This is a genomic window from Cohnella hashimotonis (assembly GCF_030014955.1).
Taxonomy (GTDB): Bacteria; Bacillota; Bacilli; order Paenibacillales; family Paenibacillaceae; genus Cohnella; species Cohnella hashimotonis.
The window spans coordinates 3,475,315-3,496,279 of record NZ_JAGRPV010000001.1; the positions used below are offsets into that span (position 1 = coordinate 3,475,315).

The window sequence follows — 20,965 nt, forward strand, 5'->3', positions numbered from 1 at the left end:
GGCCTGTCTCGTATTCGATGCCGCTCAGGCGCGGCTTTGGAAGCCGAAGCGCTGCCGGTAGCCGCATTTTCTGCACAGCTCCTCGACGACTTCGCGCCGGGAAAATCCGTCATACATGCGCTGCGCCCGCTCGCCCTCGATAATTTCCGAGAACGGCCGCTCGTGAATGTTGCCCAGATTAATGACGCCTTCGCCGTCCAGACAGCAAGGAATGACCGTGCCGTCGGACAGCACGCCGGCCTGGTTGCGCAGGCCGTGACAGAAGCCTCTGCCCTCGTCCTCCGGCTCCGCAAGATCCGGCCACTTGAACTCATGGTCCTGGTTCAAATAGATGCGATCGGCCAGCTTAAGGCCTTTGCCCCGCTCCCAGCTCTCTTCGATCGGACGCGCAAGGCCGAACTCCCGTTCAAGCAGCGCAAGAATGTCCCGGTTGCGGCTTCGCGCCGCGTTTTCCGCGTTGTCCAGCTCCAGATTCCACAGCCTCAGCGAGATCGTGACGCCACCGGTCCGTACGGCTTCCTTCGCGAATGCGACGATGCCGAGCACGTACGCTTCCTTGTTCGGCTCTTCCATATGCGGGCCCTCGCTATGGAGAGAAAAGTTGATCTGTCTGAGCGCCGGCTTGCCGATGAGCTTGGGGCCGGCCTTATGCAGCAGCGTGCCGTTGGTCGTCAAGTTCACCTTGAACCCTTTTTCGTGGCTAATATCCATCAGCTGGTCCAGCTTGGGATGGAGCATCGGCTCGCCTTTTACGTGCAAATAAATATGGTCCGTGTACGGCTTGACCTGATCGAGCGTATGCGCGAAGTCTTCGATCCGGATGAACTTGGACTTCCGTTCGGTCGGGGGACAGAAGGAGCAAGCCAGATTGCATACGCTCGTAATTTCGATATAAAACTTTTTGAATCTTTTCAAACGAATGTCTCTCCCTCTGGCCGTACTGCGTCAGACGCCCCTTGCTCTCCTGCGTTCCCGCACCAGCTGCGCCCCGAAGATGCCCGACAATGCCACGCAGAACAATAAATAAGAACCGATCAACAACCCGATGTCAGTCTCCGGAAACAAAATCGACGAGCTAATGATGCCGAACAGCCAAATATGGGACATGACGCCGACAAGCGACGAAACCATATACGATCTGTGGGAGATCTTGGACAGCGATGCCATGAACGAAATGACGTTGTTCGGCATGATCGGCAGCGTGCGGAGGAAGATGATCGACCACACGCCGTATTTCATGAAATAACGCTGCCACTTCTCGTAGCGCCCGGCCTTCGACTTCATCTTGCGCTCGAACCAATCCGCAAAAAAATACTTGCATGCGTAATAGACGACCAGAGACGCGACGATGCCGACGAGCCAGCTCGTGATCAGTCCGTTGACCAGGCCCAAGGCGGAAATCTGCAGAAAAATCAGCGTGGAAAAAGGAAATATGCCGAAAAAACCTTGGATGACCGCCAGAGGCACGGTGAGGAGGAGCACATAGAATCCCTGGAGATTGGTCGACTCCAGCAGCCAGTCTATCGTCTGGTTAATCATGTCGCTCAAGCCCCGTTCCCCCCTTTTGCGATCTCTAGTTCTGCTTCCGAAATGCCGCAATCCGCGCACAGGATTTAATTGTACCTTACCATGAAGTTAGGTATACAAGCAAAAGATTATACGCCGGACAGGTCCGTTCCATACATCCGATATATGACTAGGCCGAAGGAACGACTATTTTTTCACTAAAGTTTTCCTTAAAGGCGCTTTTTTGCGTTTTCGATTCGGCAAAGCGGTGTACATTCAACAAGGTACGACATTTATCTGCTTTGAACATCCGATCTAAAAAAGGGAGAGAGAGAAATCATGAAAATCAAGGCCAATCAACCGAATTCCTATTTAAAATGGACTGCGCCGTTAGGTCTGGCTCTGATCCTCGCCGCTTGCGGGAATAGCGGCGACAACAACAATACCGCTTCGACCGCGAGTCCGCCAGCCACGGCCTCTGCCAGCGCAAGCGTCACGGCCAGTCCGAGCGCGAGCGCCGAAGCGAGCCCGGGCGCAAGCACGGCCGCAGCATCCGAGGCGGCCGCTCGCCCCGACGGGGAGCTTAAATCGGGCTTTCAGCTGTACGAAAATGCCGAAGACGGCTACAGCATTCAATATCCGAAGGATTGGACCGTTCAGAACGACATTCAGGGCGTGAGCGCCGCCTTTTTGTCGCCTGCCGACAACGATTCGGATCTGTTCAAGGAAAACGTGACGCTGGTCGTCCAGGATCTCGGTGCTGCCGCTACGGGTTCGATCGATCAATACGCGGACGAAACGCAAAAAGCGCTTGAAAAAATGATCACGAACTTTAAACTCGTCAGCTCGGAGAAATCGGAAGAAAACCACTCCTTCTTCCTGGAATATACGGGTCAGCAAGGGCAGTACGATCTGCATTGGCAGCAAGCCGCCATTATCGGAGACGACAAAGCGTATATCGTCACCTATACCGCCGAGCCGGACAGCGTGGAAAAATACCAGGACACGGTCGGAGAAATGATCGACACCCTATCCTACAAGTAATGGCATGAAAGACATGCAATAGGGACCGGACGCCGCGCAGAAGGCGGGCCCGGTCCCTATTGCTGTACTTCGCGTTTCAGGTTACTTGAACGTTTTCCAATCGAGACGGCTGTTGTCCAGCAGATGTCCGAAATCGTTGGCAAGGCGTTTCTCCTCGGTCCGCTTCGCTTCTTCCTCGGCCGCACGCTTTTCTTCCGCCCGCTTCCGCTCTTCTTCCTTCATCGAATCCGCATGCGCCTTCAGCTTTTGCAGCGTCTCGGCACTGAGCAGCTCCTTCAGCGTCGATCCCGACGCCGGCGTCTCTTCCTGTCTGGCTGCAGGCCGACGCGGAGCGCCCCCTTTTTTCTTAGCCATCGCAATCACCTCGATCAGAATTATAAAGCGGTTGTGGAAATTTCGTCCTCCCGTTATAATGGACAAACAAATGTTCGCATGACGATTCATGCGAGCCGCATTCCAGTCCGACGGAGGTTCTTATTATGAAAGGCACTACCCATCTGGCCATCGGTCTCGTCGTCGGCGTCGCCGCGGCCTGCTATTATCCGCCCGGTCCGGTTCAGTCCGCCGCCTATGTGGCAGCGGCAGCCTTTTCGGCGCTTGCGCCCGATCTGGACGGGACCAATATGCTGAGCGCCAAGCTGGGCGGCCTCTCCAGGGCGATCCACCGCGGCGCGCTCGGCGGCGGCGCAGTCGCCGCTGCGGCCGCGCTATACTTGTATGCGACGGGACAAGCCGTACCCGCGGTGCTCGGCTGGATCGGCATCCCGCTCATGCTCGTGCTTATGTCCGTGTCCTCGGGCACGATCCGCAACGGCCTCGTCTCCCTTATCGGCATCGGTCTCGCCGTCGCCGGCTCGCGCAGCGGCGAGATGTGGCTGATCGGCCTCGGCGCCTATACGGCGTGGGCGCCTTGGCTCAAGCATCGCGGCATGACCCATACCGTATGGGCGCTGGCCGTCTGGTACTGGCTCGGACGGGAGCTCGAGGCCGAGCGGGACATTCCAGGCATCGCGATCGTCGCGACCGCCGGCTATGCGTCCCACTTGATCGCGGATACGCTGACCTCGCTCGGCGTCAAATGGCTGTACCCGCTCTATCGCAAGTCGATCAAGCTGCCCTTCTTCTAATTGCCGTTCGCGAGGCTTCCGCTTACCGCTTCGGAAGCACGCGGACGTATCGATCCGACAATCCCATCAGCTTCATAATATAGTCGTAGTCTCCGCGATAGGGCGACACGTCCTTGACCTGCTCCAGCGTGTCCAGCGACACAGCCGTGCCGTCCTCGAAGCCGGTTCCGGGCACATACAGCACCCTGTCGTTGAAAAACGAGCCTGTCGGCAAATAATAGCGGCTGCCGACGACGTTCCGGTCGATATTGAGCAAGTCCTGGCCGAAGGCTACGATGCCGGCATCGCGCGGCTTTGTCCCGAGCAAGTTGGCGATCGTCGGCATCATGTCGAGCTGGCCGCCGACCTGTTCCACCCGGCGGCCATCCGACTGGCCGGGCACATGTACGATAAACGGGATATTCATACGGGAGACGCGCGAGTCGTACTTCATGCCGAGCATGCGGCTCACCCAAGCCGGATCGTTGTCGTCCGGCTGCAGCCCGTAATGATCCCCGTAGACGGCGAGCGTCGTGCGGCTCCACAATCCGTCCTTCTTAAGCCCTTCGATCAGGCGGCCGATCGCATAATCCGTATAATTGGCGGCGATCAAATAATCGCCGAGCTGCGTTCCTTCCAGCTCGTCCGGCACCTGCAGCTTCTGGCGATCCTTCGGCACCTTGAACGGAAAGTGGCTGGACGCCGTCACGAATTGCGCATAGAATGGCGTTCCTGCCGCGCTCGTTTTCTCCAGCTCCTCCAGCCCGAAGCGATACAATTCCTCGTCCGAGGCACCGAAGTCGTTGAAATGATCGTTCTCATAATACGGCTTGTCGAAATATTGATCGAAATGAAGCGCAGGATACAGCCGGTTGCGATCCCAGAACTTGACATCGTTGACGTGAAACGTAAACGCCTTGTAGCCGTCCTGCTGAAGCAGCCTCGGAAGGCTCGGCAGCGCCCTGTCGCCGTAGCCCGTAGACATCGCGATCTTCGCGGTCGGATAGATCGACGTATTCGCCATGAACTCCGCATCCGACGTGTTGCCCTGCCCGATCTGCTGATAGACGCGCGGAAAATAATACGATTCGTCCGCCAGCTTGTTGAGAACCGGCGTCACTTCCTGACCGCCGATCAGCAGATGCAGCGGGAAGTTCTGGAACGCTTCGAGCTGCAGCACGATCAGATTGCTCCCCGCCGCTTCGCCGAAATGCGCCGGTGTCGCGCCTGAGCTCGCGCTCTTGCGATAAGAAAACGACGCTTGCAGCGCTTCGATCTCGCTGACGGTCTGCGCGAGATCGGCGGCGGATGCCTGGCGGGATTCGCGGTTCGCCTTGATGGCTGCGATCGCCTGGTAGCTCAGAAAGCCTTCGCGGTCTGCGGCAGCCAGCTCGTTGTCGATGCCGAGTCCTTGGCGCACGTCGCCTGCGACGATGCCTGCGCAAGCGACTAGCGCGATCGCGGCCATCCATCTGACGGAGGAGACGGAAGCGATGCGCAAGGCGGCTTGTCCGCGTATATTTTTTCGCCTGATTACGAAGCCGGTTGCGGCCAGTACCGGCAGATCCGCGAACAACAAATAATAGAGCGGATCCATCGTCGATTGCACGCTGGCCTGGACTTGCGGCACCTGATGCAGCTCCAGCAGCGCCGTATAGGTCGGCATCGAGCCGAAATGAGCGAAGTAAAGCGTAGCCGCGAACAAAATCGTCGAGATAAGGGCGTCAAGCAGCCAGCAAGCGATGCCGCGGCCGCGCCCCGGCAGGACGACGGCGAGCAGACTCGTCAGTACGGCGACCGCAGCCGCATCGGCACCGATATGGCTCCAGGCGACCTCGCCGAACGTAAAATACCGGAGCAGCGCCATCTTGATCCAGAGCAATGCGGTCAGTATCAAAAAAATCGCGGGCACCCGAAGCGGCCTACGTATCGCCGTCCTTGCGCTTGGATGTGTTGCGGACGCGGGCATCTGGCTCGTTTTCGATTCGTTGCTGCCGCTCTCGCGGCTACCGTTCATCCGTGACATAGGCGATCAGGAGGGCGGCCGTTCCCAGGATAGCGTCCGCGTGCGTGCGCTCCATGCCGTGAGAGGCATGCACGCCGGGACCGATGAGCGCTGCCCGGATATTGCTGCCGCCTCGCAGCGCTGCCGTGGCATCCGAACCGTAATGCGGATAAATGTCGACCGCATGCGGAATGCCGTCGCGCTTCGCAAGCGCGATGAGACGCGAAGTCATCCCATAGTCGTAGGGACCCGAAGAATCCTTGGCGCAGATCGAGACATCGCGTTCCGTCGCGGACAGATCGTCGCCAAGCGCGCCCATGTCCACCGCGATCAGCTCCTCGATATCGCCGGGAATCCAGGCAGCGCCGTGACCGACCTCCTCGTATGTGGAGAATACAAGTCTAAGCGTCCTGGCCGGCGTTTGTCCGGTTCGCTTCAGCCATTCCAGCAGGCCGAAGAGCGCCGCGACGCTCGCCTTGTCGTCGAGGTGGCGAGACTTGATCCACCCGTTCGGATAGATCCGGGTCCGGGGATCCCACGATACGAAGTCGCCCGGCGCGATGCCGAGCGCGAGCGTATCGTCCTTGCCGCGGACGTCCTCGTCGAGCCGAATCTCCATATTTTCTTCCTCGCGCTTCCACTCTCTCGCGTCCGAATACACATGAACAGACGGCTTCGTCGATAGCACCGTGCCCTCGTATTTGCGGCCGTCGCGCGCATGCACGGTACAATATTCGCCTTCGACCGTCTGCATCGCGTAGCCGCCGATGGGCGTGAAGCGCAGCGTGCCGGCCGTCTTGACGGCGCGAACCATCGCGCCAAGCGTGTCGACGTGCGCGGACAAGCCGACGGCCGGCCCGCTCTCTCGCCCAGGAACGGTAACGATCACATTGCCTTTGGGCGTCGTCTCGCTGGCGTACCCGAGCCTCGCGGCTTCCTCCCGCAGCATCCCGACGATCTCCATGCAGTAGCCGCTTGGGCTCGGGCAACCGAGGAGACCACTCAGCCATTCCAATATATAATTCCGGTCAAGCGACCGGTACGCGGATTCCGTCATCTGAATGACCTCCTGTGAAACTCGCTTATATGTCGAAACAACGCCTGGCCGTCCGGCGCAGCAAAGCGATCCGGTTCGAAGTAGCTGACCATCGCGCGGTAAGGCTCGGGCACCCAAATGTATTGATGGACGTATGCCGTGCGTGCGAATCCGCATTTTTCCCAGAAACGGACGCGGGCTTCGTTTTCCGGCGTGTCCTCGGCCTCCGCCTCGATTAACAGTCCGTCAAGCGCCTCTGCTTTTGCCCAATCCGCGATCATGGAAACGAATCGTGAGCCGATGCCTTGGCCCCGCTCCCTCTCGCGAACCGCCAAATAATCGATAAGCAGCAGCTTCGACTTGGTCAGGACGCCGCAAATGGCCATCGCTTTCATCTCGCCTTCCTCAATGCCGGCGGCGAGCAGGCCGATCCGCTTTTGGAACATGCGGTCCAGGATGGCATCGGGCTTGCGACCCTCGGCGGGAAAAGCCTCGCGGTAAAGCGTAAGCGCCTCGTGCCAGCTGTTGTCGTCAGGCTTGTCCTGCAGTATCAGCTTCAATTAAGCAAGGCACCTCCCGCGCGTCCATTTTTTATTCCATAATATTAGTTCAACGCATTTGAAAAGTCCAACCGCTGCAAAGCGCGCAGCTCCCTTTTTCACTTGATGGCAAAGGGTGCTGGCATTTTATCGTTAAATGTGCGATTATAAATCACAGATAAACGACGCTTGCAATGCTTTGCAAATTCGCTCAAATTCGAACGCCGAGGTGAAGGCTTCATGAAATTAAGCATATTGGATCAATCCCAGATTGCAGAAGGACGTACGGCGAGCGATGCGCTTCGCGAAACGACCGAGCTGGCCAAGGAAGCGGACCGTCTCGGCTACCACCGCTACTGGGTGGCGGAGCACCATGCCTCTCACGCGCTTGCCTCCTCCAGCCCCGAAGTGTTGATCGCCCATCTGGCCGCCAACACGCAGCGCATCAAGGTCGGTTCCGGCGGCGTCATGCTGTCCCACTATAGCGCGTACAAGGTCGCCGAGAACTTCCGGGTACTGGAGGCGCTGCATCCGGGCCGCATCGACGTCGGTCTCGGTCGCGCGCCGGGCGGCATGCCGATCTCGACCCGCGCGCTGCAGGAAGGGAAAATCTCTCATATCGACAATTACCCGCAGCAAGTAGCCGACCTGATCGGCTATTTGAACGACGCGCTGCCCGAAAAGCACCGGTTCAAGGGACTGACCGCTTCGCCTGCCATCCCGACGACGCCCGAGCTGTGGCTGCTCGGCTCGAGCTTCGGCAGCGCCGCGATCGCCGCAGAAATCGGCGCCGCCTACGGCTATGCCCAGTTTTTCGGCGTGCCCGAGAGCGAAGTGTCGGTTCAGCACTACAAGGATCGCTTCAAGCCGTCCGCGCTGAACGATGTCCCTAAACTGCTTGCGGCCGTATACGTCATTTGCGCGGATACGGAAGAGGAAGCGCGCCGCCTGGCGTCGAGCACCGAGCTGTTTTTCCTGTCGCTCGAGAGCGGGCGTCTGCTCGACCGCTTCCCGAGCGTCGAGACCGCGGAGGCATACCCATATTCCGAATACGATCGCATGCGGATCGCATCGGGCGCTCACCGCCGGATCGTCGGCACGCCGGCATCCGTGAAGCGGCAGCTGGAAGAAATGTCGGAGCGCCTCGGCATCGACGAGCTGATGATCGTCACCGTGACGCATAACTTTGAGGCGCGGCTGCGATCGTACCGCCTCATTGCCGAAGCGTTCGGCTTGACGCAAGGCGGCGTTTGACCGTCCTGGCTGTACGCCGATGATTGAACGCCTTTCTCATACACGCCTTCTAAACGAAGACGGAAAGAAGCCGCCTCGAAAGGCGGCTTCTTTGTACTGATACGCGATAAACGAATCGCGCCAGAATCGATTATTGCTTGTTGAACGTGTCCGTCAACACCGGCACGATCTGCGATTTGCGGGAGACGACGCCCTTAAGGGTCGCTTTGTTGCCGTCCAGCTTGACGCCGTATGCTTGCTCGACGACGGCTGCGGACTTGCCCAGCGCGACGCCGACAGAATCGTTGTTCAGGATGTCCGTCACGACGAACAGGAACAGGTCGAGGCCCTTGGCGGCAATGATGCCGTTCAGTTTATCCTCGAGCTCGCCTTGACGGGACAGCACATCGTTCACGTCGACGGCGTTCACTTGGGCGATCTCGACCTTGGCGGAGCCCATCGAGAATTCCTTGGCGTCGAGAGAGACGAGCTCGTCGATCGACTTGTCGAGCAGGTTCGCGCCGGCCTTCAGCATATCGAGGCCGTACGTGTCGGCATTGACGCCGGCGATCTCGGCCAGCTCGCGGGCTGCGTCGATGTCTTCCTGCGTGCAGGTCGGCGACTTGAACAGCAGGGAGTCGGAAATGATGGCGGAGAGCATCAGTCCGGCGACGTTCTTGTCGATCTCGACGCCGTTTTCCTTATACAGCTTCTTGAGGATCGTAGCCGTGCAGCCGACCGGCTCGGCACGGTAGTACAGCGGCGCGCTCGTCTCGAAGTTGGCGATGCGGTGGTGGTCGATAACCTCGATGACTTGCACTTGATCGATATCGGCAGCGCTTTGCTGGCGTTCGTTGTGGTCGACGAGAATGACTTGCTTCGCCTCGGAAGCGACAGATTCGACAAGGCGCGGTGCAGCCGCGCCGAACGTGTCGAGCGCGAATTGCGTCTCGGCGCTGACGTTGCCGAGGCGAACGGCTTCTGCTTCGACGCCGAGCTTGTTCTTAAGCGCTGCGTAAGCGATCGCAGAGCAGATCGTATCCGTATCGGGATTTTTGTGACCGAAGATCAATACTTTTCCCATCTTCATACTCCTCATTATTAGAATTGGCTACAAAATTATAACGCACAAGAAGCGGGCCAAGCAAGTCGGACTGCCGCTTTTTGTCAGGCTTTGAGCTGTACGTGCAGCCCCTCCCCTTCGCTCCACTCGGCGTAAAGCACCGTTTTGACGTCCTCTATGCGCCGTTCCAGCAATTCGCGGACGAGCCACCCGCCGTCCTTGCCAAGGTCCCGCAAGCCGGCTGCGTCGATTCGGCCGTTAACGACAAGCGCTACCGGAAGCACGACTTCCGCTGTCGGAGGCTGCAGATCCTCCCGCGCGCCTTCCTCGACATCGGACTTCAGCATGACGCTCAGACTGCCGTTCGTCTCCAGCACCGCGTATTCCACCTGGCTGATCGCGAACACCCCGTTCTGTCTGAGCATCGCATGCAGCTGCTCGAAGTCCAGGTTGTTGCGCCTCATCGCGGCAAGGATGATCTTCCGGTTATGTATGATCAGCTCGGGTCTGCCGCTCGCAAGTCGACCCAGTCGCGGAAACACGATGCTGAGCTTCTCGAGCCCGATGGACAGACAGGTCCACAGCGCGAGCGCATAAAGCAAATGGATCAGCTTGACGTCCTTGTCGTAGATCGTATTCCCGACCAGCTCGCTCAGCATGAGAGAAGATACGAAGTCGAAAGCGGTCAGCTGCGAGATCTCCTTTTTCCCCAGCAGCCGCGTCATGACCCACAGGCCGAAAATGGCGATGACCAGCTTAATCGTAACCATCTCAATCACGGACAACCGCTCCTTTCTGCCGAATGTCCCTTTTTACCCGCGACGATCAACCTGTCAAACCAAAAGAAAATCCCCCGCGCACCGGCTTGGGGGACCTGTAAAAGTTTATGAGTTCGAGCTTTGACCGTAATAATTCTGGAGCGCCGGCACGATGCCGAGCGTATTTTTGAGCAACGACGTCGCGCTGTAATAGATATCGCCCTGAACCATCGGATGCGCGGCATTATATTTAAGCTGATTAATGATCTCGCCCGCCGACTGCCAACCTGCCTCCGCGGTACCCAGCTTGTAGGTCGCATGGCCGATGTACAGCTTCACGCTCGTACCGGCCACCTCGCCTGACCACCAATCGACGAGCTTGTCGTACCGTGCCGCGGAGTAAGACATACTCCAGTAGATCTGAGGGGCGACATAGTCGATCCAACCCTGCCTGATCCATGTCCGCACGTCGGCGTACATGCTGTCGTATGCCGTGACGCCGGCCTTCGTGTCCGACCCGGTCGGATCCTTCGAAGCGTTCCGCCATACGCCGAAGGGGCTGATGCCGAACGATACGCTCGGCTTCGCTGCATGAATCGAAAATCCGAGATCGCGCACAAAAGTATTGATGTTGTCGCGCCGCCAATCCGTCTTGAGCAGAATGCCCGTCGGATTGTGCAAGGCGAACGTCGCATCGTCGCTGAACACGCCGCTCGAAGGATAAAAATAATCGTCCAGATGCACGCCGTCGATATCGTAGCCGTTGACCACTTCCATGATCGTGTCGATGATGTGCTGCCTGGCCTCCGGAATGCCCGGGTTAATATACGAGGTCGTGCCGGTCGTCACGATCCACTCGGGATGCTCCACTGCGACATGGTTGCCGGCCAGCGCGGCGGTCTTCGTGTCCGTATTCGACCGGAACGGATTAAACCAGGCATGGAACTGCATGCCGCGACGATGGGTCTCCTCAATGAGATAGGTCAGCGGATCGTAACCGGGATCGCGCCCTTGCGTGCCTGTCAGCACTTTGGACCAGGGCACGAGCATCGAACGGTACAGCGCATCCGAAGCCGGTCGTACCTGCAGGAATACGGCGTTCAGGCCCATTTGCTGAAATTGGTCCAACATCGCCGAGAATTCTTGCTTTTGCTTGCTCTCATTTCCGTAAGCGGCTGTGGATGGCCAGTCCAGATTGAAGACGGTCGATATCCACGCGCCGCGCAAGCCCGGGTCGTTCGAGCCGCCTCCGCCCTGGTTGCCGCCTCCCGGTTGCCCGCCGGTTTGGCCCCCGTTTCCTCCACCGTTTTCGCCGCTATTGGAGCGCATGACGACGGATCTGGCGACCGGATCCCAGACCACGTAGAGACCGAGATTTTCGCCGATGAAGCGAAGCGGCACCATGATTCTGCCGGCTTTGTTCTGAACGGACGCGTCAAGCGGCACCGCGCTGCCGTTCACGGTCGCATTCTTCTTGCCGCTCGTCAAAATGATCGTATCCGCGCCTTTTGCGATCGTGGCCGTCTGCGTCTTCTGTTCCCATACGATCGAAGCCCCCAGACCCTCGCTTACGGTTCGGATCGGCACCATCGTTGCCCCCAGCTTGGAATCGATATAGGGCGGCACATCGGCAGGCAGCTTCGCGCCGTCCAGATAGACGGTAATGTCGGCAAGCTTTGCGGCGCCGGCCTGCGGCACCAACGGCAAGCACAGCAGCAGCGCGAACAACAGCGGCATCGCCATTTTCAATTTCCGATTCAATCGTGTAGCCTCCAAGCGCCAAGTTGTGATCGATATGAGCTATCGACTCTATGGTTTATAGACGACAATGAGCGCCAATTGTTGCTAAAATAAAAAACGCGGCGCGATGAGAAAGCTCTCATCCGCCGCGTTCATAATCGATTATCGCTAATCCGATCAACGCTCCTGATTCGGCTCGACGCCGGTCGCCTGCGTATCCGAGGCGTTGCCGTACTCCTCGAGCGTTTTCCAGGCGTCCGCATCGTCAAAGCGTCCGGCCTGCCGCTGGCGATGCTCGCCCGCGCCCGAAGGCGGCTGCGTCATGACATCCTCTTCCACCGGACGGTAATCGCCCGTCGCCGCCTCCTCGACAGGAACATGCGCGATGCTGTACCTTGCGACAGGCATCGCTTCCAACCGCTCATAGCCGATCGGCTCTCCGCTGATCTCGCATAGACCGTACGTACCGTCTTCCATTTTGGCAAGGGCGCGTTCGACTTCGTCCCTTCGTTCAAAGTAGCGCTGATCGATCGCGGCGTCCCGCTCCCGCTCGAACGTCTCTGTTCCCAGGTCAGCAGGGTGATTGTCGTAGGACGACAGCTCGCCCGTATCGTCGGTAATCGAAGTCGTGCCGTCGCTGGCTTCGATTGCGAAATGGCGGTCGATATCGGATTTTTCCGCCAGCAGCAGTTCTTTCAGCTTGGCCAGCTGCTTCTCGCTTAGTCCGTTCATCGCGACACACCTCCCGGTACGCGGCCTTGACGGTGCTCGAGCGGCTTTTCGGCATGGATCAAATCGGCGATCGCCCGCGCCGCGGCACGAGAGGATGCCGGATTCTGGCCGGTCACGAGACCGCCGTCGACCACGACATGCTCGCCATTGTCAGGACCCGCGACGAACTTCGCTTCAAGCTCCTTCAGCCGGGTCTCGAGCAGGAAAGGAAGCTTTCCCTGAAGCGGCGTCTGGGCCTCTTCCGAATTGGTAAACCCGGTCAGTCGCTTGTTCTCTACAAGCGGATTGCTCGTGTCCAGCTTCGCGCCGACCAACCCGGCGACGCCATGGCAGACGGCGCCGATCGGCTTGCCGGCCGTGACGAAGTCGGTCAGCAGGTTTTGCAAGTGGACGTCGTGCGGAAAATCGAACATGGCGCCGTGGCCGCCCGCGAGAAAAATCGCCTCGTAATCCTGCGTTTTCGCTTTGCGCAGCGGCATCGTGTCCGATAGCCATTTTTTATATGAATGCTCCGCTTTGTCGCCGGCGTCCTTCATGCTGGCCGGATCGACAAGCGCTTCGCCTCCTTTGGGACTCGCGATCGTCACTTCATAGCCCCGCGCGGCGAATTCCTCGATCGGCTCCGCGACTTCCGACCACCATACGCCGGCGAGCGGTCCGCCGTCCAGCTGTTTGCCGTTCGTCACGACGATCAGCACGCGATTCGTTTGATTCATATTTTATCACTCCCAGGTGGCAGAATGGATAGCTATCTCCTTTCTTACCCCCTATAAGAGCTGTGTAATCCTTCGCGCGACGGCAGCTCGGCGATCAGGCTTCCGCAACGACGGAACCGGCCGCCGTCAATCTGCGCTTCGCTTCTTCGTAAACGTTGGGCGGCAGCGTCCCTCTGCGTGCCTGAACGACATTGTCGCGAAGATGCGACGGGTTTTTCGTCCCGATGATGATCGTCGAAATGTCCGGGTGGCTGAGCGTGAATCGCAGCATGAAGCCGGTTCGGCTCTCTCCGTCTTCCAGCAGCTCGTCCATGCGGGCGCGATTCCAGAATTCCCATTGGTCCTGCTGGCCAAGTCCCGCGCCGGGTTCGCCTCTGCCGACGCCGCCGCGGACGATGACGCCCGCGCCTTGGACGGCCGCCTCGGCGATCAGCGACTCGTGCGCCCGCTCCAGCGCCGAATAAGGCATCTGAATCGTATCGAATTCGCCGGAACGGATAAAATGCGGCACGGCCGGCAAAAAGCTGGAAATGCCGATCCATCGTACCTTACCCGCCTGCTTGAGACCTTGCAAAAACGCGACGAGCGACTCGCGCTCAGCATCCTCCGGCATCGGGCCGTGCAGCTGCAGCAGGTCCACGTAATCCGTCTTCATCCGCCGGAGGCTCTCCTCGAAGCTCTCCTCCAGAAACCGCTTGTCCCAGCGATGAGGCGTGTCGACATGATCCCCGCGGTCGATCGCTTCCCGTCCGCATTTGGTCGCGAGCAAATATTCGTCGCGCCGGTGGGCGAGGTGCTTGCCGATCAACGCCTCCGCGATGCCATAAGAATAAGCCGTGTCGATAAAATTAATGCCTTGGTCCAGCACCTCGTTCAGTACGCGCCCAGCCTCTGCGTCGTCTACCGGCCTCCCGCTCCATACCCGGTCCCCGCGCAGCTCCATGGATCCGTATCCGATCGGCGTTACTTGCAGTCCCGTGCGGCCCAGCGTTCTTTTTTCCAGATGCAAAGCGTTCCCCTCCCATGGGCTTCGAACATTGAATGTATCGGACTCGTGTTTTACAAATCCCCGTTTTTGCCGATCAGCCACTCGCCGGATATGCCCGGAGAAGTCATATGATAGGGATCGAGGATGACATCGATCTCCTCGGGCGTCAGCAGCCCGCGCTCCAGAATGATGTCGCGAATCGGCTGTCCGGTCTTGAGCGCCGCCTTGACGAGCCCCGCGGCGACCTCGTAGCCCAGATGCGGATTAAGCGCGGTCACGATGCCGAAGCTGTCGCGCACGTAGGTCGCGCACCGCTCGAGATTCGCTTCCATGCCGTCCAGCGCGAATTGAATGAACACGTCGACCGCGTTGCGGAGGATGCGCAGCGACTGCAGCAGGTTAAGCGCGATGACCGGGCCCATGACGTTAAGCTCGAATTGGCCGGCTTCCGAAGCCAGGCAGATCGTATGGTCGTTGCCGATGACCTGGAAGGCGGTCTGGTTCACGACTTCGGCCATGACCGGATTGACCTTGCCTGGCATAATGGACGAGCCGGGCTGCCTCGCGGGCAGCGCAAGCTCGCCGAGTCCCGCGCGCGGTCCGGACGCCATGAGGCGGATATCGTTACAAATCTTGGATAAATTGACCGCGCATACCTTGAGCGCGGCGGACAGCTCCGTATAGGCGTCTGTGTTCTGCGTCGCGTCGACGAGATTGTCAGCGGATTCGAGGGCGATGCCCAGATCCTCAGACATCAGCCGTACGACTTCTTTTATGTATTCGGGCTTGGCGTTAAGACCGGTGCCGACGGCCGTCGCGCCCATGTTCACCGAGAGCAGGTGCCCGGTCGCGCTCGCGATGCGCTTGACGTCGCGCCCGAGGACGGCCGCGTATGCGCCGAACTCCTGTCCGAGCCGGATCGGCACGGCATCCTGCAAGTGGGTGCGTCCCATTTTGATGATACCGTCCCATTCCGTCGCCTTGCGTTCGAAGCCCTGCTGTAGCGCTTGCAGTATGTCGAGGAGGCGATGCGCCTGCAGGTAGGCCGCTATTTTGAGCGCCGTCGGGATCGCGTCGTTGGTCGATTGGGACATATTGACGTGATTGTTCGGACTGCAGTGAAAGTAATCGCCTTTCTCTTTGCCCATCAGCTCGAGCGCCCGGTTCGCGAGCACCTCGTTCATATTCATATTAATGGAAGTGCCCGCGCCGCCCTGGATCGAGTCGACGATGAACTGGTCGGCTAGTCCGCCAAGGATAATCTCGTCCGCTGCCTGTACGATGGCATCCGCGATGGGCTGCGTCAGCATATGCGTCGACGCGTTCGCACGGGCAGCCGCCTTCTTTACATGCGCCAAAGCGATGAAGAGCTCATGATGCACGGGGATGCCGGTAATAGGAAAGTTTTCGACCGCCCGCATCGTCTGGATGCCGTAATACGCGTCGATCGGAACCTCTTTTTCTCCGAGAAAGTCCCGTTCGATCCGATAGTTCATCTTGCTTCCCTCGCCTTCACTGTAATGGGATGCTCGCGGCCTTGCCGTTGGTGCCGATTGTAACATACGGACGTTAATATCCATAATGAAGCGGGTTGTCCGGCTGGCGTACCTACATGCGTTCGAAACGAAAAACGGGATCCCGCGGCTTGTGGCCCGCATGATCCCGTTTTTTTTGACGTATGTGGTCGGCGCTATTATTTAATGGCCTAAACGACCTGCTCGATCTTGATCAGATTCGTTGCACCGGCCTTGCCGATCGGCGTGCCCGCCGTGATGATCACATGGTCGCCCGAGGCGATCAGTCCGCTAGCCCGGCCGTGCCGCACCGCTGCTGCGATCACTTCGTCGGTCGACTGCTCCTTCGTTCCCTTGACGGGCACGACGCCCCACAGCAGACACAGGCGCATCAGCGTCTTGTCATCATACGCGATCGCGACGACCGGCGCCTTCGGACGATACTTGGACACCATCCGCGCGGTAAAGCCGCTCTCGGTCGGCGTCAGGATCGCCTTCGCGTTCAGCTCGAGCGCAGAGCTTACGACCGCCTGGCTGATGACCTCGGTCGTCGCTTGCGGCTGAACCTTGGCCCGCTGCAAAAACTCTTCTTTGTAATCGAGCATCGATTCGGCCTTGAGCGCGATGTTCGACATCGTCGCGACCGATTCGACCGGGTACTTGCCGGCTGCGGACTCTCCGGACAGCATGACCGAGTCCGCGCCCTGGATGACCGCGTTGGCGACGTCGCTCACCTCGGCGCGCGTCGGACGCGGATTGACCTGCATCGAGTCGAGCATGTGCGTCGCGACGATGACCGGCTTGCCCGCGCGATTGCACTTCTCGATCATCTGGCGCTGAATCATCGGCACCTCTTCGACCGGGATCTCGACGCCGAGATCGCCGCGGGCGACCATGATGCCGTCGGATACCTCGATGATGGCATCCAGATTTTCGACGCCCTCTTCGTTCTCGATTTTGGAAATAATCTGGATGTGCGTCGCTCCCAGCTCTTCAAGCAAGCCGCGTATCTGCAAAATGTCCTCCGCGCGGCGCACGAACGAAGGCGCGATGATGTCGACGTTTTCGCCGACGCCGTACTTGATGTGCATAATATCGCGCTCGGTCACGCCCGGCAGCGTCGTCTTGATGCCCGGCAGGTTGACGCCCTTGTTGGACTTGATGACGCCGCCGTTGACGACGCGCGTAATGACTTCGGTCTCCGTAACTTCCATGACGGTGAGCTCGATCAGTCCGTCGTCGATCAGAATCCGGTTGCCCGGCTTCACAACGAGCGGAAGCTCCTTATAGTTTACCGAAATGCGCTTCAAATCGCCTACGATGATATCCGTCGTGAGCGCGAGCGTATCGCCGGCTTTCAGTTCGCCAGGCTCGGCCAGCTTGCCGATCCGCACTTCTGGACCTTTGATATCCATCAGCACGGGCACGAGCGCGTTCATCTCTGCCGCCGCTTCGCGGATGCGCGCGATTCGGCCGCTGTGATCGGCAAGCTCCCCGTGGGCCATATTGAGGCGCGCGACGTTCATGCCGGCTCCGATCATTCTTTTCAGCGTCTCCGTAGTGTCGCAGGACGGTCCCATCGTACATACGATTTTCGTTTTTCTCAAGTTGCTCTTCCTCTCTTCAATTGCCTGTTTCGACATTATCCCTCTATATTAGACGTTGAATTGCCCGTTGAATATGAATCATAGTATGATTAATGCATTATTGTACGATTGGAAAGGAGCCGTGAAATGCCGGGAATCGGTTTACTTGACTTTCGGCTTGATCGGGGACAGGCGAGCCCATTCGCGAGCGATGCCGATCGAGCATGCGATTTGCTGGCCGTCGTTACGTACGGCAAACTCCATATTCGAATCGACGGCAAGCCGTCAGTTGCTGCGAAGGGAAACGTCATTTACGTTCCGGCGGGGGTATCGTTCGAGGCGGATACGGCCACAAATGCTTTTCACGAAAAATATGTCGTCCTCCTCGCCCCGCGCGAGAATGCCACCGGCCTTCCGCTGCTCGACGAAGGCATACCGCGGATCGCAAATTATGCGCCGTTCGAATGGATGTCCGACCGGCTGCGCACGATGCTGGCCGAATGGCAGGAGCAGGCGCCTTACGCCGTCGTGCGCTGCGAAGCGATTCTTATGGAGCTGGCCGCCGTATGGAGCCGGGAGCTGCAGAAGGAGCCGCCCAGCCCGTCTTCTCTGCTTCTTACCGAACGGATGAAGGCTTATATTGCCGGTCATTATCGGGAAAAAATCACGAAGGAAGAGCTCGGTGCGGCGATCGGCCGGACGCCCAATCATGCTGCGGCGCTGTTCAAGCGCACGACGGGTCAGACGATCAGCGAATATGCGCATGCGGTGCGGATCAAGACGGCCGTTTATATGCTTAAAGAATCGCTGCTCACGGCCGGCGAAATATCCGAATATCTCGGCTATCGGGACTTGTCTTATTTCCACAGAATATTCAAAAAACTGACGGGATTCCCGCCCGCATCCTTCATGAACGAACGAAAATCCGAATAACTAATGACGTTAATCGTCTTCAAAGGTCGATTAATGACATAAAATGTTGCTTCACGTGAAACAATTTGTATCCTTAAATGCCTGCCGCACCTGTATAGAAGGAACTGCCAATCGATATAATAACCTCCATCAACGGAGGTGATAGACATGGCCAGAAGCAATCAACTCGTCGTACCGGAATGCCGTGCCGCGCTCGAACAACTCAAATTCGAAATCGCGCAGGAACTGGGCATCCATATTCCGCAGGACGGCTACTACGGCAATATGCTGACGCGCGAAGCCGGACAGATCGGCGGCAACATCACGAAGCGACTCGTGCAGATGGCGGAGCAGCAGCTGGGCGGCAGATTCTGAAAATCCCAGCTCAGGCGCTCTCCTCATGTATAAAAGAGGCGCTGTGAAGCGTCTCTTTGCCGCGGGTTGCGGCGAGGCTCCAGCGGGAGACGCTGCAGAGCGTTACTTCGCTGCGGCTGGCGGCGAGGTCCCGCCAAGAGACGCTGTGGAGCGTCTCTTCGCCTCGATTGACGGCGAGGTCCCGCCAAGAGACGCCGTGGAGCGTCTCTTTGTCGCGGGTTGCGGCGAGGCTCCGGCGGGAGACGCTGCAGAGCGTTACTTCGCTGCGGCTGGCGGCGAGGTCCCGCCAAGAGACGCCGTGGAGCGTCTCTTCGCCTCGATTGACGGCGAGGTCCCGCCAAGAGACGCCGTGGAGCGTCTCTTCGCCTCGATTGACGGCGAGATCCCGCCAAGTGACGCTGTAGAGCGTTACTTCGCTGCAACTGGCTGCGAGGTCCCGGCAGGAGATGCTGTATAGCGTCTCTTCGCCACGATTGACGGCGAGGTCCCGCCAAGTGACACTGTAGAGCGTTACTTCGCTGCGGCTGGCGGCGATGGAAGGAACGGGCCTGAAAAAAAGCTCGGCAAGATCGTCGGAAAGCGTGCGACGAGATACATAGACGCCATTTCCGGAACGCACTTGGTATTGTTCGCCAACTGAAGTGCCGTGCGACCCGAAGCCAAAGGAAACCGAGCGATATCGGTAAGCCGGACGTGCCGCCGGTATAAGATTAATGGCGGAAGCGATCGCGAAGCGAGGAAGAAGATGCACGGTCCGCTTGTTGCAAAATCGAGCCGGGGAGTTGTAAGAACACATTAAGAACAAAAACGGGACAAAACAGAAACTGTCTCTGCTTCGTCCCGGTTGGCTATCTCGGCGGCGTTTCAGTTTTTTACTCTAATTAATTTGCTTCAACTTAATTAGACTTGTGGGAAACCCCTCGCAAAAGTATCTCAAAAATGATCCTCGTTATACGACCTCATAGCCTTGATCCTCGATCGCCGACTTCAGATCCGCGAGTCCCAGCTTGCTCTCGTCATAGCTGATGGCTACTGAACCGGCCGCCAGATCGACCTTGGCCTCGGCTCCCAATTTCTTAAGCGCGCCCTCCACGCTATTGACGCAGTGCCCGCAGGACATGCCTTCTACCTTTAAAGTGGCATTCATATTGTAACCTCCTCAGCATCTTTGATAATCCTAATATAATATACCCCTGTAGGGTATGTAAAGCTAAAATTGAATGGGATCGATCAGCCGAAACGGATACGGACTATTCGCTCTTATCGGCAGCTATTGGCGGCTATTGGCACCTATCGACAGCCTCGCTTGCTTTTTCGATTGTCATGACCGTCCCATCCTGCTCCATTACGTTTAACGCCAACAGCCCTCAAGCCGACTTGCTCGGACTTGAAGGCTGTTTTGCCGAATTCACCGTTCAAACGTACCGGTTCAGCGCCGTCCTGTACACCTCGATCGGGCGGAGACCGACAAGCTTCTCGACCGGCGCGCCGTCGTTAAACACGATGACGGTCGGATTGGACATCACGCCGAATATCGAAGCCGTCTCGGGCGATTCGTCCGTATCGACCTTCACGACGGATACCCGCTCGCCGTATTCCTCCGCCAACGTCTCGATAATCGGCAGCAGAGCCTTACACGGCGGGCACCACGTCGCCCCGAAGTCCACCAGCGTCACGCCCGTAGGCTTTACCGCATTTTCAAAATCAATGTCGCTCGCTTCCCTCATCTCGAATCGACTCTCCTTCGCCCTGCTCGGATTCGCCCCGGAAGGAGGAGATGCGGTCGACCAGATTGTCGCGAATGCGCGTCAGCTGCGCGATCTGCGCTTCGATGTCCGACAGCTTGCTCTCGTATACCGGCAGCACCTCGGTGCAGAACGTCTCCGGCCGGCTGAGCACGCAGTTCAAAAAGCCCGCGATCTGCTCCGTGGTCAGTCCCAGCTGCAAATAAAATCGGATCGTTCGCACCTGCTCCTCGGCCAGCGGCGAAAATTCGCGGTAGCCGTTCGACTCGCGCAGCGGCGCGATCAGCCCCTGCGCTTCATAATAACGCAGGGACCGGATGCTCGCGCCCGTCCTGCGCGACAGCTCGCCGATTTTCATCAAGACCGC

The 20,965-nt window shown here is 58.5% G+C and carries 23 protein-coding genes; 5 read left to right on the top strand and 18 right to left on the bottom strand.

The genetic code is table 11. The annotated features are described in order from the left end of the window. Window positions 1–24: 24 nt before the first annotated feature. Complete coding sequence (locus KB449_RS13930; RefSeq protein ID WP_282908962.1) at window positions 25–915, bottom strand: radical SAM/SPASM domain-containing protein; 891 nt, start codon at window positions 913–915, stop codon at window positions 25–27. A gap of 30 nt (window positions 916–945) precedes the next feature. Beyond that, window positions 946–1,539 (bottom strand): TVP38/TMEM64 family protein, encoded by a 594-nt coding sequence (locus KB449_RS13935; RefSeq protein ID WP_282912811.1) that lies wholly within the window; start codon window positions 1,537–1,539, stop codon window positions 946–948. A gap of 306 nt (window positions 1,540–1,845) precedes the next feature. Between KB449_RS13935 and KB449_RS13940 the strand changes: the two genes are divergently transcribed. Beyond that, complete coding sequence (locus KB449_RS13940) at window positions 1,846–2,550, top strand: PsbP-related protein (protein WP_282908963.1); 705 nt, start codon at window positions 1,846–1,848, stop codon at window positions 2,548–2,550. A gap of 81 nt (window positions 2,551–2,631) precedes the next feature. On the opposite strand, the gene KB449_RS13945 is transcribed toward KB449_RS13940, so the two are convergent. Beyond that, window positions 2,632–2,904: a YqkE family protein gene (locus tag KB449_RS13945; protein WP_282908964.1), complete on the bottom strand. Its 273-nt coding sequence runs from the start codon at window positions 2,902–2,904 to the stop codon at window positions 2,632–2,634. A gap of 125 nt (window positions 2,905–3,029) precedes the next feature. On the opposite strand from KB449_RS13945, the gene KB449_RS13950 reads away from it, so the two are divergent. Then, window positions 3,030–3,677 carry a metal-dependent hydrolase gene (locus KB449_RS13950; protein ID WP_282908965.1) on the top strand — a complete coding sequence of 216 codons (648 nt, stop codon included), beginning with the start codon at window positions 3,030–3,032 and terminating at the stop codon, window positions 3,675–3,677. A gap of 22 nt (window positions 3,678–3,699) precedes the next feature. Here the strand turns inward: KB449_RS13950 and KB449_RS13955 are convergent, their stop codons facing one another. From KB449_RS13955 to KB449_RS13965, 3 genes are all read right to left on the bottom strand, one after another. Then, window positions 3,700–5,553, bottom strand: a complete 1,854-nt coding sequence (locus tag KB449_RS13955) for an LTA synthase family protein (protein WP_350356225.1) — start codon at window positions 5,551–5,553, stop codon at window positions 3,700–3,702. Window positions 5,554–5,662: 109 nt separating this feature from the next. Next, entirely contained in the window at window positions 5,663–6,718 is a 1,056-nt protein-coding gene (locus tag KB449_RS13960; protein WP_282908966.1) for a M42 family metallopeptidase, read from the bottom strand. Next, the gene (locus KB449_RS13965) at window positions 6,715–7,257 is read right to left on the bottom strand and encodes a GNAT family N-acetyltransferase (protein WP_282908967.1); all 543 of its coding nucleotides are present in this window, start codon (window positions 7,255–7,257) and stop codon (window positions 6,715–6,717) included. Before KB449_RS13965 ends, KB449_RS13960 begins: the two co-directional genes overlap by 4 nt. A gap of 219 nt (window positions 7,258–7,476) precedes the next feature. Here KB449_RS13965 and KB449_RS13970 point away from each other — a divergent pair, with 219 nt between their 5' ends. Beyond that, entirely contained in the window at window positions 7,477–8,490 is a 1,014-nt protein-coding gene (locus tag KB449_RS13970; protein ID WP_282908968.1) for an LLM class flavin-dependent oxidoreductase, read from the top strand. A 130-nt stretch (window positions 8,491–8,620) separates the two neighbouring features. On the opposite strand, the gene KB449_RS13975 is transcribed toward KB449_RS13970, so the two are convergent. The 8 genes from KB449_RS13975 to pyk form a co-directional block, all read right to left on the bottom strand. Next, window positions 8,621–9,553 (bottom strand): manganese-dependent inorganic pyrophosphatase, encoded by a 933-nt coding sequence (locus KB449_RS13975; protein WP_282908969.1) that lies wholly within the window; start codon window positions 9,551–9,553, stop codon window positions 8,621–8,623. A gap of 83 nt (window positions 9,554–9,636) precedes the next feature. After that, entirely contained in the window at window positions 9,637–10,302 is a 666-nt protein-coding gene (locus tag KB449_RS13980) for a DUF421 domain-containing protein (protein ID WP_282912813.1), read from the bottom strand. Between the two features lie 114 nt (window positions 10,303–10,416). Further along, window positions 10,417–12,033 (bottom strand): family 10 glycosylhydrolase, encoded by a 1,617-nt coding sequence (locus KB449_RS13985; RefSeq protein ID WP_282912814.1) that lies wholly within the window; start codon window positions 12,031–12,033, stop codon window positions 10,417–10,419. 174 nt (window positions 12,034–12,207) lie between these two features. Further along, window positions 12,208–12,762: a TraR/DksA C4-type zinc finger protein gene (locus tag KB449_RS13990; protein ID WP_282908970.1), complete on the bottom strand. Its 555-nt coding sequence runs from the start codon at window positions 12,760–12,762 to the stop codon at window positions 12,208–12,210. Continuing rightward, the gene (locus tag KB449_RS13995; RefSeq protein WP_282908971.1) at window positions 12,759–13,478 is read right to left on the bottom strand and encodes a type 1 glutamine amidotransferase domain-containing protein; all 720 of its coding nucleotides are present in this window, start codon (window positions 13,476–13,478) and stop codon (window positions 12,759–12,761) included. The genes KB449_RS13990 and KB449_RS13995 overlap by 4 nt, the downstream gene beginning before the upstream one ends. 94 nt (window positions 13,479–13,572) lie before the next feature. Then, window positions 13,573–14,487, bottom strand: coding sequence for an aldo/keto reductase (locus tag KB449_RS14000; RefSeq protein WP_282908972.1), 915 nt, complete (start codon window positions 14,485–14,487; stop codon window positions 13,573–13,575). A gap of 50 nt (window positions 14,488–14,537) precedes the next feature. Then, window positions 14,538–15,962 (bottom strand): aspartate ammonia-lyase, encoded by a 1,425-nt coding sequence (aspA, locus tag KB449_RS14005; RefSeq protein ID WP_282908973.1) that lies wholly within the window; start codon window positions 15,960–15,962, stop codon window positions 14,538–14,540. 209 nt (window positions 15,963–16,171) lie between these two features. Then, a complete protein-coding gene (gene pyk, locus KB449_RS14010) occupies window positions 16,172–17,587 on the bottom strand; it encodes a pyruvate kinase (protein ID WP_282908974.1) in 1,416 nt (471 codons plus the stop codon). A gap of 126 nt (window positions 17,588–17,713) precedes the next feature. On the opposite strand from pyk, the gene KB449_RS14015 reads away from it, so the two are divergent. Together KB449_RS14015 and KB449_RS14020 are read left to right on the top strand one after the other, a co-directional pair. Then, window positions 17,714–18,499: a helix-turn-helix domain-containing protein gene (locus KB449_RS14015; RefSeq protein ID WP_282908975.1), complete on the top strand. Its 786-nt coding sequence runs from the start codon at window positions 17,714–17,716 to the stop codon at window positions 18,497–18,499. A 147-nt stretch (window positions 18,500–18,646) separates the two neighbouring features. Next, window positions 18,647–18,853: an alpha/beta-type small acid-soluble spore protein gene (locus KB449_RS14020; RefSeq protein ID WP_282908976.1), complete on the top strand. Its 207-nt coding sequence runs from the start codon at window positions 18,647–18,649 to the stop codon at window positions 18,851–18,853. A gap of 10 nt (window positions 18,854–18,863) precedes the next feature. On the opposite strand, the gene KB449_RS14025 is transcribed toward KB449_RS14020, so the two are convergent. The 4 genes from KB449_RS14025 to KB449_RS14040 all read right to left on the bottom strand — a co-directional run bounded on the left by KB449_RS14025 (window position 18,864) and on the right by KB449_RS14040 (window position 20,956). Beyond that, the gene (locus tag KB449_RS14025) at window positions 18,864–19,472 is read right to left on the bottom strand and encodes a hypothetical protein (protein ID WP_282908977.1); all 609 of its coding nucleotides are present in this window, start codon (window positions 19,470–19,472) and stop codon (window positions 18,864–18,866) included. Between the two features lie 330 nt (window positions 19,473–19,802). Further along, the gene (locus KB449_RS14030; RefSeq protein ID WP_282908978.1) at window positions 19,803–20,000 is read right to left on the bottom strand and encodes a cation transporter; all 198 of its coding nucleotides are present in this window, start codon (window positions 19,998–20,000) and stop codon (window positions 19,803–19,805) included. A 268-nt stretch (window positions 20,001–20,268) separates the two neighbouring features. Further along, window positions 20,269–20,580 carry a thioredoxin family protein gene (locus KB449_RS14035; RefSeq protein ID WP_282908979.1) on the bottom strand — a complete coding sequence of 104 codons (312 nt, stop codon included), beginning with the start codon at window positions 20,578–20,580 and terminating at the stop codon, window positions 20,269–20,271. After that, a complete protein-coding gene (locus KB449_RS14040; RefSeq protein ID WP_282908980.1) occupies window positions 20,558–20,956 on the bottom strand; it encodes a MerR family transcriptional regulator in 399 nt (132 codons plus the stop codon). Before KB449_RS14040 ends, KB449_RS14035 begins: the two co-directional genes overlap by 23 nt. Window positions 20,957–20,965 lie beyond the last annotated feature (9 nt).